Source organism: Paenibacillus aceris (assembly GCF_017874035.1).
In the GTDB taxonomy this organism is placed as follows: domain Bacteria; phylum Bacillota; class Bacilli; order Paenibacillales; family NBRC-103111; genus Paenibacillus_E; species Paenibacillus_E aceris.
Genome location: NZ_JAGGKV010000004.1, coordinates 326,920 through 341,394, shown reverse-complemented (window position 1 = coordinate 341,394; position 14,475 = coordinate 326,920). Strand labels below are relative to the sequence as shown.

At 47.4% G+C, this 14,475-nt stretch carries 7 protein-coding genes; all 7 read left to right on the top strand.

All coding sequences use genetic code 11. The features are described 5' to 3' along the window. Window positions 1–88 precede the first annotated feature (88 nt). The 7 genes from J2Z65_RS10425 to J2Z65_RS10395 all read left to right on the top strand — a co-directional run bounded on the left by J2Z65_RS10425 (window position 89) and on the right by J2Z65_RS10395 (window position 14,438). Window positions 89–1,687: an ATP-binding protein gene (locus J2Z65_RS10425; protein ID WP_167065634.1), complete on the top strand. Its 1,599-nt coding sequence runs from the start codon at window positions 89–91 to the stop codon at window positions 1,685–1,687. Beyond that, complete coding sequence (locus J2Z65_RS10420) at window positions 1,680–2,387, top strand: response regulator (protein ID WP_167065268.1); 708 nt, start codon at window positions 1,680–1,682, stop codon at window positions 2,385–2,387. Before J2Z65_RS10425 ends, J2Z65_RS10420 begins: the two co-directional genes overlap by 8 nt. Window positions 2,388–2,512: 125 nt before the next feature. Then, a complete protein-coding gene (locus tag J2Z65_RS10415; protein WP_167065265.1) occupies window positions 2,513–3,943 on the top strand; it encodes an NAD-dependent malic enzyme in 1,431 nt (476 codons plus the stop codon). A 24-nt stretch (window positions 3,944–3,967) separates the two neighbouring features. Beyond that, on the top strand, window positions 3,968–5,257 hold the full coding sequence (locus J2Z65_RS10410; RefSeq protein ID WP_167065262.1) for a dicarboxylate/amino acid:cation symporter: 1,290 nt from the start codon (window positions 3,968–3,970) through the stop codon (window positions 5,255–5,257). Window positions 5,258–5,425: 168 nt separating this feature from the next. Then, window positions 5,426–8,584, top strand: coding sequence for an alpha-mannosidase (locus J2Z65_RS10405; RefSeq protein WP_167065259.1), 3,159 nt, complete (start codon window positions 5,426–5,428; stop codon window positions 8,582–8,584). 692 nt (window positions 8,585–9,276) lie between these two features. Then, a complete protein-coding gene (locus tag J2Z65_RS10400) occupies window positions 9,277–11,295 on the top strand; it encodes an efflux RND transporter periplasmic adaptor subunit (protein ID WP_167065256.1) in 2,019 nt (672 codons plus the stop codon). Then, a complete protein-coding gene (locus tag J2Z65_RS10395; RefSeq protein WP_167065254.1) occupies window positions 11,292–14,438 on the top strand; it encodes an efflux RND transporter permease subunit in 3,147 nt (1,048 codons plus the stop codon). Before J2Z65_RS10400 ends, J2Z65_RS10395 begins: the two co-directional genes overlap by 4 nt. Window positions 14,439–14,475: the final 37 nt, after the last annotated feature.

Genomic DNA, 14,475 nt, shown 5'->3' with positions numbered 1-14,475 from the left:
TTGCCTCTGAAGTATAAAATCAGTTTAACATATTGTATGATGAACTTAGAAACAGCCTGTTTGAAGAAGGTGAAACGTGTTGCTGAAGATGAAGGCGCTTCGCATGAATTGGAAAATAACGATCCTGACTTTCGGCATCGTTTTGTTTGCGATATGTATTGGCGGCATTATTTTGATTGGACGGGTCGTGCACTTACAGGAGGAAGAATTGGGGCAAAGACTGCTTGTCACTGCTAGAACTGTAGCGCAGCTTCCCTCTATTATAAGCGGGGTGTCAACAGGAGGAAACCGCCAGGAAATTAATCCAATCGCTGAACGGATCCGAATTATTAATGATGTCGATTATATCGTTGTGATGGATATGGCGGGCATTCGTTGGTCGCACCCTGCAAGCAGTCGAATCGGAGAGGTGTCACAGGGAAGTGACGAACACTCGGCTTTTGCAGAGCATACGTATTTATCCAAAGCGAATGGGGAGCAGGGAACGGCGATCAGGGCTTTTGTCCCGGTGATGAATGAAGAGCATGAACAAGTTGGCGTCGTGCTTGTCGGAGAGTTGGTGCCTGGTCTTGCAGGCGTAATTCTGGCTATGAGAGGACAGATTTATGTAACCGTTTTGCTGTCTTTGCTGTTTGGAGTCTGGGGTTCATGGATGCTGTCGCGGCATATTAAAGAGCAGATGTTTCAATTGGAGCCAGAGGAAATCGCTCAGTTGTTAGTGGAACGTACGGCTACTTTTAACGCCATGCATGAAGGAGTCATTGCAATTGACCGCTGGGAGAACATTACGGTATTTAACGATAAAGCCAAAAGCATGCTGCAGATTGTCGGTGACGTTCTGGGACGACCTATCCGAGAAGTGCTTCCGGACACCAGACTCCCGGAAATTTTGCAGTTGAATCATCCTATCTTTAACCAAGAGATTTATGTCGGCGGTATGCAAATTTTTAGTAACCGTGTGCCTATTAAGCTGGGGCATCAAACGGTAGGCGCTGTGGCTATTTTTCAGGATCGGACGGAGGTTACGAAAATCGCAGAGGAACTTACCGGCGTCAAAGCCTTTGTCGATGCGCTTCGGGTACAGAATCATGAATATATGAATAAGCTTCATACGATAGGCGGACTGATTCAGCTCGATCACAAGCAGAAGGCGCTGGATTATTTGTTTCAAACGATGGAGGCGCAGTCTGAACTAAGCGGTTTTGTATCCAGTAAGATCGCAGATGAAAATGTGGCGGGATTATTAATCGGGAAAATCAGCCGCGGCAAGGAATTGGGAATCGAGGTGCGTCTGGATCGGGGCAGCCGCATGATGCGGTTTCCAAAGCATTTGGACCATCATGATGTCGTTGTTATCTTAGGGAATTTGATTGAGAACGCATTCGATGCCTTGAAGCATCAAGAAGAGACCAAAGAGGTTTTTATCAGCTTGGAGCAGGATGATGAGGTTCTGTCTATTCTGGTCGAGGATAACGGAAGCGGGATGGATGAGGAAACGAAGCAGCATATTTTTGAACGGGGATATTCAACGAAATCCGGCGGGAACAGAGGAATCGGTTTGTATTTGATATCGAACATAGTGAGTAAGTGCGGTGGGCATATGGGAGTGGAGTCAAAGCTCGGACAAGGGACAAGCATCATGTTGACTTTTCCGATGATCAGAGGAGAGAGGGATTCTAATGTTTAAAGTCGTGCTGGTTGAAGATGATCCGATGGTACTTGAGGTGAATAAACAATTTGTGGAGCGTGTTCCCGGCTTTGAGATTATTGGAACGGCATCGAATGGAACGGAAGGTGCGGAGCGGGTTCGTGAGCTGCAGCCGCATCTGGTGATTTTGGACATTTATATGCCCGGGCAGAGCGGAGTTGAACTTCTTCAGCAAATTAGGACTGAGCAGTTGGATGTGGATGCGATGATCATAACCGCTGCGAATGATATTCCAACCATTCAGCGCATGCTTCATCAAGGAGCGGTTGATTACATTATGAAGCCTTTTAAATTTGAGCGGGTCAAAGAGGCTTTGGAAAATTACCGGATGATGAAAGAAAGGCTTAATAAAGATGTGAAAATGTCGCAAGCGGATCTGGATCAACTGCTGCGCGTCAAACACCAAATGCCGACCGCTGGCATTCCGTTAGCAACGGGGGTAGACATGGAACTGCCGAAAGGTCTGCAGGAGCTGACCATGAAGCAGGTGATGCTGTTTCTCATCCAGAAGAAAAAGCCTCTGTCTGCCGAAGAAGTGGCAGAAGGGGTAGGATTAGCCAGAGTGACGGCGCGCCGGTACTTGGAGTATTTAGAAAAGAGCAAACGTGTCAAGCTTGATCTGGAATATGGCGGTATCGGGCGACCTGTGAACAGGTACGTGTGGGTGGCGGAAACATAAATAATGAAGACCAAAAAGACCATAAGTAACAATATGGTCAAATTCTTCACGTCCTGTATTGAAAGCGATATCATGAAACCTGTAAGCGATTCTATCGTTTAAATCTGGTTTTGAGGTGTAGCCCCATGTCGATTCCTTCGGGAGTGAATACAAGTATTATTTTGCGTCTAGAGCTGGATAAGGAGCTTGCTTCGTTCGGCAATATCGCGACTGCGATTAGTGACGCCGGTGGAGATATTATTGCCATTGATGTCGTTAGAACGGATAAAAATACGACGGTTCGGGATATTACGATTAATGTTTACGATAACAAACATACGGAACTGATCACCGCGGCCATTCATACGTTGGCCGGCGTGAAAGTTGTTCATGTATCGGACCAAACATTTCTCCTTCATTTGGGAGGGAAGATCGAGACAAGTCCGAAATATCCGATCAAGAACAGGGATGACCTTTCCAGGGTGTATACACCGGGTGTGGCCAAGGTCTGTATGGCTATTCATGAGAAGCCGTCGCTGGCGCACACACTGACGATCAAGCGGAACACTGTAGCGGTTGTATCGGACGGAACGGCTGTTTTGGGACTTGGCAATATAGGCCCGGAAGCGGCGATGCCTGTCATGGAAGGTAAGGCGATGTTGTTTAAGCAGTTGGCTGGGGTGGATGCTTTTCCAATCTGTCTGGCGACGCATGACACGGATGAAATTGTAAATATTGTGAAAGCGCTGTCTCCTACATTTGGCGGGATCAATCTGGAGGATATTTCGGCTCCTCGCTGCTTTGAAATTGAACAACGTTTAATTGAAGAACTGGACATACCTGTTTTTCATGATGACCAGCATGGAACAGCAGTTGTCCTGCTGGCTGGATTATATAATGCCGTAAAGCTTGTGAACAAACGTCTGGAGGATTGTAAAGTTGTGCTTTGCGGTGTCGGGGCGGCTGGAACGGCTTGCACCAAAATGCTAATGGCCGCAGGCGTGAAAAATATTATCGGTGTAGATCGCCAAGGCGCGATAACGAGAGACGGTGTATACGACAATCCGTTTTGGCGATGGTACGCGGAATCCACAAACCCCGAGCAAATCCGCGGATCATTGTCGGAGGTCATCGAGGGTGCGGATATCTTCATCGGTGTATCCGGTCCTGGTCTCCTAAAGAAAGAGGATGTTGCCAAAATGGCTAAAGACGCGATTGTCTTTGCAATGGCGAACCCTACGCCGGAAATTCTTCCTGAGGAAGCAGAGCCGCATGTTAGGGTGATGGCGACTGGCCGTTCTGACTATCCGAATCAGATCAACAACGTGTTATGCTTCCCAGGCTTATTCCGCGGGCTGCTGGATTGCAGAGCTTCAAGAGTGACGGAAAATATGAAGCTCGCCGCGGCGAAGGCCATTGCTTCTGTCGTAGGAGAAGACGAATTGAATGAATATTACATTATTCCAAGTGTTTTTAATCAGTCTGTTGCCGAGAAGGTTAGAGAAGCTGTCATTCAAGCCGCATATGAAGATGGCGTTGCGAGAAGGCGCAGGGAGAAAGTTCAAGCATCGCAATAAACAACCGAGGAGGTTTCGAATGGTATGAAACTTAGAAAAAACTTGACCTTGCAAGTACTGATCGCGATTGTGCTTGGCATTCTTGTTGGGCAATTCTTTCCTGGGCAAGCAGGGAATATGAAAATGCTCTCAGACGTTTTTGTCAAAATGATCAAAATGGTGATTGCCCCGATCGTGTTTTTCACTATCGTGATTGGTTTTGCCGGCATGGGGGACATGAAGAAAATCGGCCGTATTGGCGGTAAGGCGCTGCTCTATTTTGAAATTGTTACAACTTTTGCGATGGCGATTGGCATTGCGGTCATGTATATTTTTCATCCGGGTACAGGTATGAGCACTAGTGGCGTTAAGGTAGAAGACGTTGCCAAATATACCAAGGAGGCTGCAAGTACCAGTCACGGCTTTCTGGAATTTGTATTAGGCGTTGTTCCTGATAACGTGATGGCCGCTTTCTCGAAAGGCGAAATGCTGCCGGTTCTATTTTTCTCCGTGCTGTTTGGTCTGGCGATGGCCGGTCTTGGCGATAAGTCGAAGCCTATTTTGAACTTTTTCGAAAAAATGAATGAAATCTTCTTCCGTCTCGTTGCGATTATTATGAAGTTTTCTCCGATTGCGGCATTCGGTGCAATGTCGTACACGATCGGCAAGTTCGGCGTACATTCCTTGTTCTCACTGGGCAAAATGATGGGATCCGTCTATGTGACCATGGCTCTATTTATCTTTGTTGTGCTAGGTGCCATTTGTAAAATGTATGGGTTCAGCCTACTGAAGCTGCTAGCCTTTATTAAAGAAGAATTGCTGCTTGTATTAGGAACCTCTTCGTCTGAAAGTGCTCTGCCAAGGGTCATGGAGAAGCTGGAGCGGTTCGGTGCATCCAAGCCGGTTGTTGGGCTCGTCGTACCTACCGGTTACTCCTTCAATCTCGATGGGACTTCCATTTACTTATCAATGGCTGCCTTATTCATTGCTCAAGCTTATGGCGTTCACCTGGATTGGATACAGATCCTGACACTCCTCGGCGTATTGATGCTTACTTCTAAAGGTGCAGCAGGAATTACGGGTTCGGGCTTCGTTACTTTGGCCGCAACGCTGGCTGCCATACCGAATAACGTTATTCCGGTGGAAGGCATGGCGCTTCTTCTCGGGGTGGATCGTTTCATGTCGGAAGCTAGGGCGATTACGAACATTATCGGTAACAGTGTGGCGACGATTGTTATCGCCAAGAGTGAAAATCAATTTAATCCGGATGCCGCTCACCAAGAATCCCCTGAAATGGCCGTTGATGCCTTGGAGCTACCGGGAAAACCAGCATAATAACAGGATTACTCAAGCTATCCCACGGTCAAAAGTCGTTGACCATAGGGATGGCTTTTTCAATAAAAATGAATTTACCCCCTATCTATCATCAGATTAACTATCACATATAAAAGCTTTTATCCATTAAAATGGTGATAGGGTCAAAGGATTGAAAGGAGTGTTTGGATGTTTTGGACAGTGGAGAAATTGCATGCGCGCATTCATGAGCTGGAACCGTTTCGCTATCGGAATGAAATGGTTATAGATACTTTTCGAATTAAGCAGGATGCCGAAGGAATCATTGGAGCGTATCCGTCAGAAGATGGCGAGTGGAGCACCATTCGAATAGGAGACCGTTGGAAGGGCCGCGATGTTTACTATTGGCTGGCAGCCGATTTGTATATTCCCGCCGAGTGGAAAGGAAGAAAGGTGCTCGGCCGTTTCAGTCTTGGACAAACGGGGGGAGGAACGAACAGCGGTTTCGAATCGCTTCTGTTTTTGAACGGTGAGCCGTATCAGGGCGTGGACTCGAATCATGAGGAAGTATTTTTGCCCGAAGCGTTGATTGGTTCGAAGCTGCAGCTTCGTTTCCGATTGTGGTCTGGGTTAGGCGGTTACCAAAACTACCGTGAAATGGAAAGCCGGCTGGAATCGGCCTCCGTGTGCTGGCTGGATGAAGCATGCGACGATTTGTACTATACGGCCAAAGCTTTACTGGAAACGGTTCGCATTTTGGATGAAAACCGTCCAGAACGGCATGAACTGCTGACTATCCTGGATCAGGCATTTCTATTACTCGATTGGTCAAGGCCAGGGAGCGATGACTTTTACAGCTCAGTTGCCAGAGCTCAGGAACAGCTTCAAAAAGCATTGTCTGCGGTGCCAAAGCTGCACTCGGTAGTGGTTCAATGTATCGGGCACACACATATAGACGTCGCTTGGCTGTGGCAGTTGAAGCATACTCGGGAAAAGGCTGCCAGATCATTTTCCACCGTACTGCGCTTGATGGAGCAGTATCCGGAGTACATCTTTCTACAAACGCAGCCACAACTCTATGAGTACATCAAGTCAGATTATCCGCAAATTTACGAGCGAATCAAAGAGCGTGTCCATGAAGGAAGATGGGAAGCCGGAGGGGCAATGTGGCTGGAGGCTGACTGCAATCTAGCTTCCGGGGAATCGCTTGTCAGGCAGCTATTGTATGGAACCCGATTTTTCCGTGATGAATTCGGTGTTGAATGCAAGTATTTGTGGTTGCCGGACGTGTTCGGCTACAGCTGGGCGCTGCCGCAAATATTGCGCAAATCAGGCATTGAGTCATTTATGACGACAAAAATCAGCTGGAACCAATATAACCGGATGCCTCATGATACATTTAAGTGGCGGGGGATCGATGGAACGGAAATATTGACGCATTTCATAACGACACCGGATCCCGGTTCAAGCGAAGGAGCCTTCTACTATACGTATAACGGGCAAGTTACGCCATCATCGGTGCAGGGGATTTGGGACGCTTATCGCGATAAGGCTCTAAATTCTTCTTTACTGCTTGCTTATGGGTTCGGTGACGGCGGAGGCGGCGTCAATCGCGAAATGCTTGAGATGAGGCGCAGGTTGGATACAATACCTGGTATTCCTGCCGTGAAGACTGGGCGTGCAGACGACTATTTTGAACAATTGCAGCAGCGGGTTAGCAGCTCAAATTCCTACGTGCACACATGGGACGGCGAGTTGTACCTGGAATTACACCGTGGCACCTATACTAGCCAAGCTCACAACAAGCTTATGAACCGTAAGTTGGAGTTGTTGTATCGGGAAACGGAATGGTTACAGGTGATGAGCGGTATTTTGCGTGTTAGCGGCGACGCCGTGAATGGGGAGAGTACGCTTCCTCTGCATGAAGGCTGGAAAATCATTTTGCGAAACCAATTCCATGATATTATCCCTGGTTCCTCGATTCGAGAGGTCTATGAGGATAGCAGGGCTGAATACGCCGAAGCGCTTGCAATTGGTGAAAAAGCATGGAATCAATCCGCATCGTTATTGGCTGGGGAAGGACATGAGCGTGAAGTGCTTGTGTTCAACAGCTCTCCGTGGGAACAGACGGATATTGTATGCTTGCCCCAAGAAACAGGAATGAAAGTGAAAGAAGTGTGGTTGGATGCTTTAAATCGTCCGCTAGAGACTCAAGTTGTAGATGGAAAACGGTGGGTTAAGGTTGAACGAATTCCTTCGATGGGTTACGCCGTAATCCACCCCGTGGAATGCGTGGATACCCCAGTGCAGATGCTGGAGGAACATACATTCCTTAAGCTGGATCATGGTTTAATATCGCCTTTTTATGAAATCGAATGGAATGCCATTGGTCAGATTGAACGGCTCTATGATCGCATTGAGAACCGGGAAATACTCGCTGAAGGTCAAAAAGGCAACCGGTTTGACGTGTTCGAAGATAAGCCGAAAGGCCGGCATGAGGCGTGGGACATTGACATTTTTTATACGGAGAAAAAGCAGGAAGTAGACGGTTTGACCCGGATCGAAGTGACGGATATGGGTGTTTTGGCGGCGATCGTCCGTTTCGAATGGTCATATAAGGATTCTACCATTATGCAGGATATGATTGTCTATGCGCATAGCCGTAGAATAGATTTCCGGACCCGTGTCAATTGGAACGAACCGCGAAAACTGTTGAAGGTTGCATTTCCCGTGCAAATTCGCGCGACGGAGGCGACGTATGATATCCAATTCGGCAATGTAAAGCGACCTACGCATTGGAATACGAGTTGGGATTATGCGCGGTTTGAAACGGTCGGCCATCAATGGGCTGATTTGTCTGAACGTGGATACGGTGTCAGCCTCTTAAATGATTGCAAATACGGTTATGACATCAAAGACAATGTGATGAGACTTACGCTGATTAAGTCAGCTATGGTTCCTGACCCTACGGCTGATATAGGGGAACATACATTTACGTATTCGCTGTTTCCGCATGCCGGCGATTGGTACGATGGGAAAACGGTGCAATCCGCATGGTTGCTTAACAATCCGCTTACGCACGCGTATGGAAAGCCTGCTCAGAGCTCATTCAGCTTGTTCCGTCTTTCCCGTGATCATGTCATGATGGATGCGGTTAAAAAAGCCGAGGATCAAGATGCGGTCATTTTACGCATACACGAGTTCGCAAGCATCAACGGACAAGTGGAAATTTTGAGCGATGCGTCCATCAAAGCTTGGCAGGAATGCGATCTTCTGGAACGTCCTCAAGGAGACAAGCAGTACGGCTCTTTGATAGCCGTTCAGATGAAGCCTTATGAAATCAAGACATTTATCGTCCATTTTAAATAAGAGGAAATGTGAACAAGCCCACAACGATGTTGTGGGCTTGTTTGCGTTAGTCAAGTGTCCTTCCAGCTCCGCAGCAGACGCTGAATACAGTTGATTTGTCATACGGACATAGTTGAATTACCACTCTCGCATTCGAGCGCGGTTGTAATATGCTTAATCTACAATAAGCTTAAGGAGAAGATGTATGATGCGCAAAAGGAATTCCCTCTTCAATTCCGCTGCGCTTATCACTCGGATCTGCGTTTAGGGACCCTTTGAGGTAGTTCGATTAAGTAAGCTTAAGCACACTTTACTTGGCTATTCATCCAACCCTATGCAGGAAGAGGGGGTATACGTGGAAAAGAACCGTCAGGGTGGACTGACGGTTTAGGCGGGGGGAGCGCAGTGAAATGCGCCGCGCGAGAAGACGAAAAAGGCCCTCTCGTTAGCCGAGATGGCCAGGAATTGCTATGAGACGTCCGAAAAGGCCGTCTCGTGAATAAAACCCTGCCGCACAAAGATCTTTCGACAAACCATCCATAAATTGGATGGTTTTTTGTTTTTCTTCAGGCCTATTATCCTAGGAAGATTACGTGATCTTCCTGGTTTTCACATATTTTTCACATTTAGATCACACTTCTATCATCAATGTCAAATATGGTGAGAGAGAGTATTTGCCCAAATGAATTGAAGCAGACGGAGGTTTCCATCCCATGAGGAAGTACAGTTCACTCAAGAGTACCACAATCATCGCAGTCGTTACCGCGATAACCGTCACCATAGCGGGTTGCAGCGCACCAGCAAGCACCGCTAAACCAGGGGCAAACGGACGATCGGGAACACGTCAGATGACAGTAGAAACACAAGTTGTTAAATTGTCGGACATCGGTGGCGGGCAAGTATTTACTGGCTCGATCACGCCGGCTTTCACTACGAATCTTTCTTCCAAAGTGAATGGCCGCATTACTTCTCTTGATGTTAACATCGGGGATAAAGTGACAGTCGGACAGGCTTTAGCGCACATTGATACCACCGCGCTTCAGCAATCCGTCGAGCAGACCAAAAGCGATTTTGCTTTAAGTCAAGTGCAGTACAACAAAGTGGTGAATGATCAGGCGAACAGTCTGGCTTTAGCCCAGAAAACGCTAGCCGTTCAGCAAGCCGCTTATGAGAAAACAATTAATGATCAGAAGAATGCTGTAGCTCTAGCGCAAACGCAATTAAATAATGCGATTACGACACAGCAAAACTCTATTGAAACGGCTAAACAAGGGGTTTCTACTGCGCAGGTAGGGTTCAGTAAGGCACAAGCTGATGCGGCTACCGCAGTGACTGTCGCGCAGACGAACCTGAATTCACAGTTAGATAGCTTATTAACAACACAGAATAATAATATAGATACTTCTCAACTGAGCGTACAACAAGCTGTTGCTGCCTACAATACGGCTCTTCAGTCTGGAAAAGACGTAGACAGTGCCTTCGCCAAGCTGCAAACTACGCAGCTTGCCTTGCAGCAAGCGCAGCAGGCTCAATATAAAGATACACAGTCGGCGCAGCAATCGTTGACGAGCTTGCAAAATGCGTTGTTGACTGCACAAAGCTCGCAAGCTGTGCAAGTTGCGCAGGAATCCTTGAATTCAGCGCTATTATCACTTGCTAATACGCAAGCGACCGCTTCAGCTCAGCTTGATCTCAGCCGTACCCAGCTGGCACAAACACAATCCTCTCAGGATATTTCCAAAAATAGTGCGGAGGCTGCGCTCGAGCAATCTAAGCAACAGCTGAAATCAGCCCAATCTACGGATTCCTTGCAGGTAAGTGCTGCTCAGCTTCAGCAAGCTCAAACTAAGTTGAATATTTTAAGTGAACAGCTTCAAGATGGTGTGTTGACGAGCCCCGTTTCAGGGTTCGTAAGCGCAATTTTGGTGCCAGTCGGACAGAATGCGGGGCAGGCTGCCGTCATGTCTATTTCTACTGTAGATCCATTATTGGCAACCGTAAACGTATCCGAAGCATCCATTGGCAAAATCAAAACCGGCTCACCGATGTCGGTTAAAATTCCTACGTTGAATAAATCGTTTGATGGAACGGTGTATACGATTCATCCAACCATGGATCCTACTTCCAAATCTTTTCTGGTAGATATTAAAATTAAGGATGATAACCATGAAGTATTGCCGGGCATGTTTGCGGAATCCTCACTCAAAAGTGAAGGTAAACAATCCATTGTTGTACCTGCAGATGCCGTGCTCAGCCAACCAAGTGGTAATGCGGTATACATAGTAAAAGACGGGAAAGCGTCGAAAGTGCTTGTAAAAGTTGGTGTGATGACCAGTTCATCCTTCGAAATTACTAGCGGGCTGAAGGTTGGAGACGAGCTTGTGGTTAAAGGGCAAGAACTGCTTTCTGATAACGTTCCGGTTCAGATTAATCAACCAGGACAAGAAAATGGAGCAGGCAAAGGCCAGGGGCAAGCCGGTCAAGGCCAGGGCCAAGGCAAAGGAGGAGCCCAAGGGCAAGGTGGTCAGAATGGCCAGAATGGCCAGGGGCAAAGTCAGGGACAAAGTAGAACTGGCGGTCAAGGCGGTCAAGGTGGCCAAGGACAAAGCAGAAACGGCGGCCAAGGACAAAATGGGCAAGGCACCCAAGGTAAGGGAGCTGACCCAGCCGGGGCAAAGCCAAGCGGCAATGGCGCTGACGCAGCAGCTCCGAAAGCGGGGGCTGGACAGTGAAATTAGCTAATTTCTCCGTTCATCGTCCTGTCACCATCTTGATGATCATGATTTCGCTCGTGATCGTAGGCTCGATTGCGATTCCACTGTTACCCGTGGATCTTTACCCGAATCTGGAAATTCCATCGGCAACTGTATCGGTCTCTTGGAGCGGCGCATCGCCAGGACAGATTGAACAACAAATTACGAAGCCGATTGAGAATGCGATGGCTACCGTCACAGGAGTAACGAGTATATCCTCTAACTCTCGTACGGGTTCAAGTAACGTTACACTGCAATTTAATTACGGAACGAATATTGATCAGGCAACACTAACCATGAGGGACAAATTAGATCGTGTCCGAAGGCAGCTTCCTACGGATGCGGATGCACCGGTCGTTTCACGTGTTGATCCGAACAGTACACCGATCATGACATTAGCCTTGTATGGCAAGACCGATCTGGTCACATTGCGCGACATTGCTGACAATATTGTGAGTCCTGATGTTCAGCGTTCGGATGGCGTTGCATCGGTTGGCGTCACCGGCGGACGTGTCAGACAAATACAAATTCTTGTAGAACCAAGCCGATTGCAGCAATACAATATCTCTTTCAATACGTTGGTTTCAGCGCTCGGTAATGATAATTCTTCCACAGACGCCGGACTTGTCAATAAAGGTAGTCAGCTAGTGCCCTTGCATATTGACGGAGAGTTTAAGTCAACAGCTGATATCGGCAAAGTGCAAGTACAGCTGGGTCGTGGACAAACGATCGCTCTAAGCGAACTCGGCACCATTATAGATACTTATCAAGATGTTACGCTAGAAGCGCGTAAAGACGGAGAAGTCAGCGTTTCTCTCTCTGTCCTCAAGCAATCGGACGGCAACACGGTTTCCGTGTCGAGCAACATTCAGAAGTCGCTTCAAGATATTCAAGCCAAGCTTCCTGAAGGTATGCATATCGCGGTACTGAATGATTCTGCCAAGTTTATTCGCGATTCCTTACGTACCGTTGTTGAGCATACGTTGCTTGGAGGCGTGTTCTCAGTCATCATCTTGTTGTTCTTCTTGCGTAGTGCAAGAGCGACGCTAATTATCGGTGTCGTTATCCCGATTTCAATCATAAGCACATTTAGTATGATGTATTTCGGTCATCAAACGATTAACACCATCACGCTCGGCGGGTTGGCACTTGGTCTCGGTTCACTGGTAGACTTCGCCGTCGTTGTCTTGGAAAGTATTTTCCGTAAACGACATGAAGGCTTGTCTCCTGAAGAAGCCGCCAAAGTGGGAACGGCCGAGGTGGGTACAGCGGTTATGGCTTCGGCGTTAGCACAAATTGCGGTTTTTGCGCCGACTGCTTTCATCAGCGGCTTAGTCAAACAATTTTTCTGGCCGATGGCACTGGTTGTTTGTTTCTCTCATATAGCCGCATGGTTTGCAGCCGTTACTTTGGTGCCTATGCTGGCTGCGAAAATTTTGCGTCGCAAGGTCGATGAAGAGCTGCCAACTGGTAGAAGCTTTAATCCTTTCGTTTGGTTCGGCAGAGGTATGGAGTTTATCACAAAGGTATATGGCAGGCTGCTACGCTGGTCCATGCTTCATCGTTGGGTCATTATTTCCATTACAGTTCTACTATTTGCTGCCAGCGTATACTCGGTTCGTTTTGTAGGCAGTGAATTAACACCCAAAACCGATCAAGGGCAAGTCAATTTAAATATTAACCTCCCGCAGGGGACAGATTTCGCCGTGACGAATCAAGTGGCTGCTACGCTAGAGACGAGATTGAAAGATGTGCCGGAAATAGACACAGTCTTTACTTCAGTCGGATCGGCCGGCGGCGGAGCCTTCCAGTCAGCGGCAACGAATACGGGCAGCATTCAAATTAGGTTAAAACCGCTCAGTGAAAGAACGAAGAGTACCGATCAAGTTGCTGAACAAATCCGTACGCTCACAACGGGCTTTGCGGGAGCGCAAATTGGTGTGAGTGTTCCATCGGGTGTGCGTCTGCCAGGGCTTGGCGGAGGCGGTAACTTTGGTGGCGGTGACATTCAAGTTAATTTATCCGGACCGGATTTAGCAGTCTTACAAAAGCTGGGCGATCTCGTCGCACAGGAAATCACTTCCGTAGAAGGCACACGCAATGTGCAAAATACGTTAGACCGATCGATTCCGCAATTTAATTTAACGATCGATCGTGATGCAGCAGCCCATTATGGTGTTTCGTTAAGAGACGTGATGACTGCTTTGCGCACAGCTTATCAGGGAAGTGTGGCTACACAGTTTAAAACCGCCAGTTCGCAAATTTCTGTACTTGTGAAGTATCCAAATGATTTTACGAACAAGCTGGAAAATTTCAACAATGTGACGATTAATACGGCAAGTGGTACGATCGTCCCTGTCAGTCTCATTGCAAAGGTTGAACCGGGTACAGGTCCTGCGCAAATTCGCAGACAAGATCAAAACCGTGTGGCGACCGTGCAAGCTTCCATATTTGGGGCTTCCGTTGGTGAGGTATCGGCACTCGTCAAAGAGAAAATTGATGCGATTCAACCACCGGACGGTTATCAAGTTACGATGGGCGGCCAGCAGGCTAGTCAGAATGATTCTTTTAAAAGCTTATACTTAGTTCTTATTCTATCCGTTGCTTTGGTGTACATGGTTATGGCTAGTCAATTTGAATCGTTATATGGCCCGTTCATTATCATGTTCTCACTACCGCCAACTTTTATTGGCGCCATACTGGGACTTTTGGTCACACATCGAACGATTAATATGAATTCCATCATCGGGATGATTATGCTCGTGGGAATTGTCGTGAATAATGCCATTGTTTTAATTGATTATACGAATCAATTGCGAGCCAAAGGTATGCCGTTATTCGATGCCCTTATTGAAGCGGGTAAAGTACGCTTGCGGCCTATTCTGATGACTACAGCGACTACCGTCCTAGCGATGCTGCCGCTTGTTATCGGGTTTGGCGAAGGAGCGGAGACGCAGGCTTCCATGGCAACTGTTGTAGCATTTGGTTTGACCTTATCCACTCTAGTCACGCTAGTATTAATTCCTGTTGTTTACACATTGCTGGATAGTTGGAAAAATGGCATTACCAAAAGATTTAAACGCAAACCTGCAATTGCTCAGGAGCAAGGGACTACAGCTTAGGTATAGGGGTTTATGAAGATAGCTTCCTTATGGAAAG

Coding starts and splice junctions, on each gene's coding strand:
- J2Z65_RS10425 (WP_167065634.1), top strand. CDS start 89: ATGAAGGCGCTTCGCATGAATTGGAAAATAACGATCCTGACTTTCGGC.
- J2Z65_RS10410 (WP_167065262.1), top strand. CDS start 3,968: ATGAAACTTAGAAAAAACTTGACCTTGCAAGTACTGATCGCGATTGTG.
- J2Z65_RS10420 (WP_167065268.1), top strand. CDS start 1,680: ATGTTTAAAGTCGTGCTGGTTGAAGATGATCCGATGGTACTTGAGGTG.
- J2Z65_RS10415 (WP_167065265.1), top strand. CDS start 2,513: ATGTCGATTCCTTCGGGAGTGAATACAAGTATTATTTTGCGTCTAGAG.
- J2Z65_RS10400 (WP_167065256.1), top strand. CDS start 9,277: ATGAGGAAGTACAGTTCACTCAAGAGTACCACAATCATCGCAGTCGTT.
- J2Z65_RS10405 (WP_167065259.1), top strand. CDS start 5,426: ATGTTTTGGACAGTGGAGAAATTGCATGCGCGCATTCATGAGCTGGAA.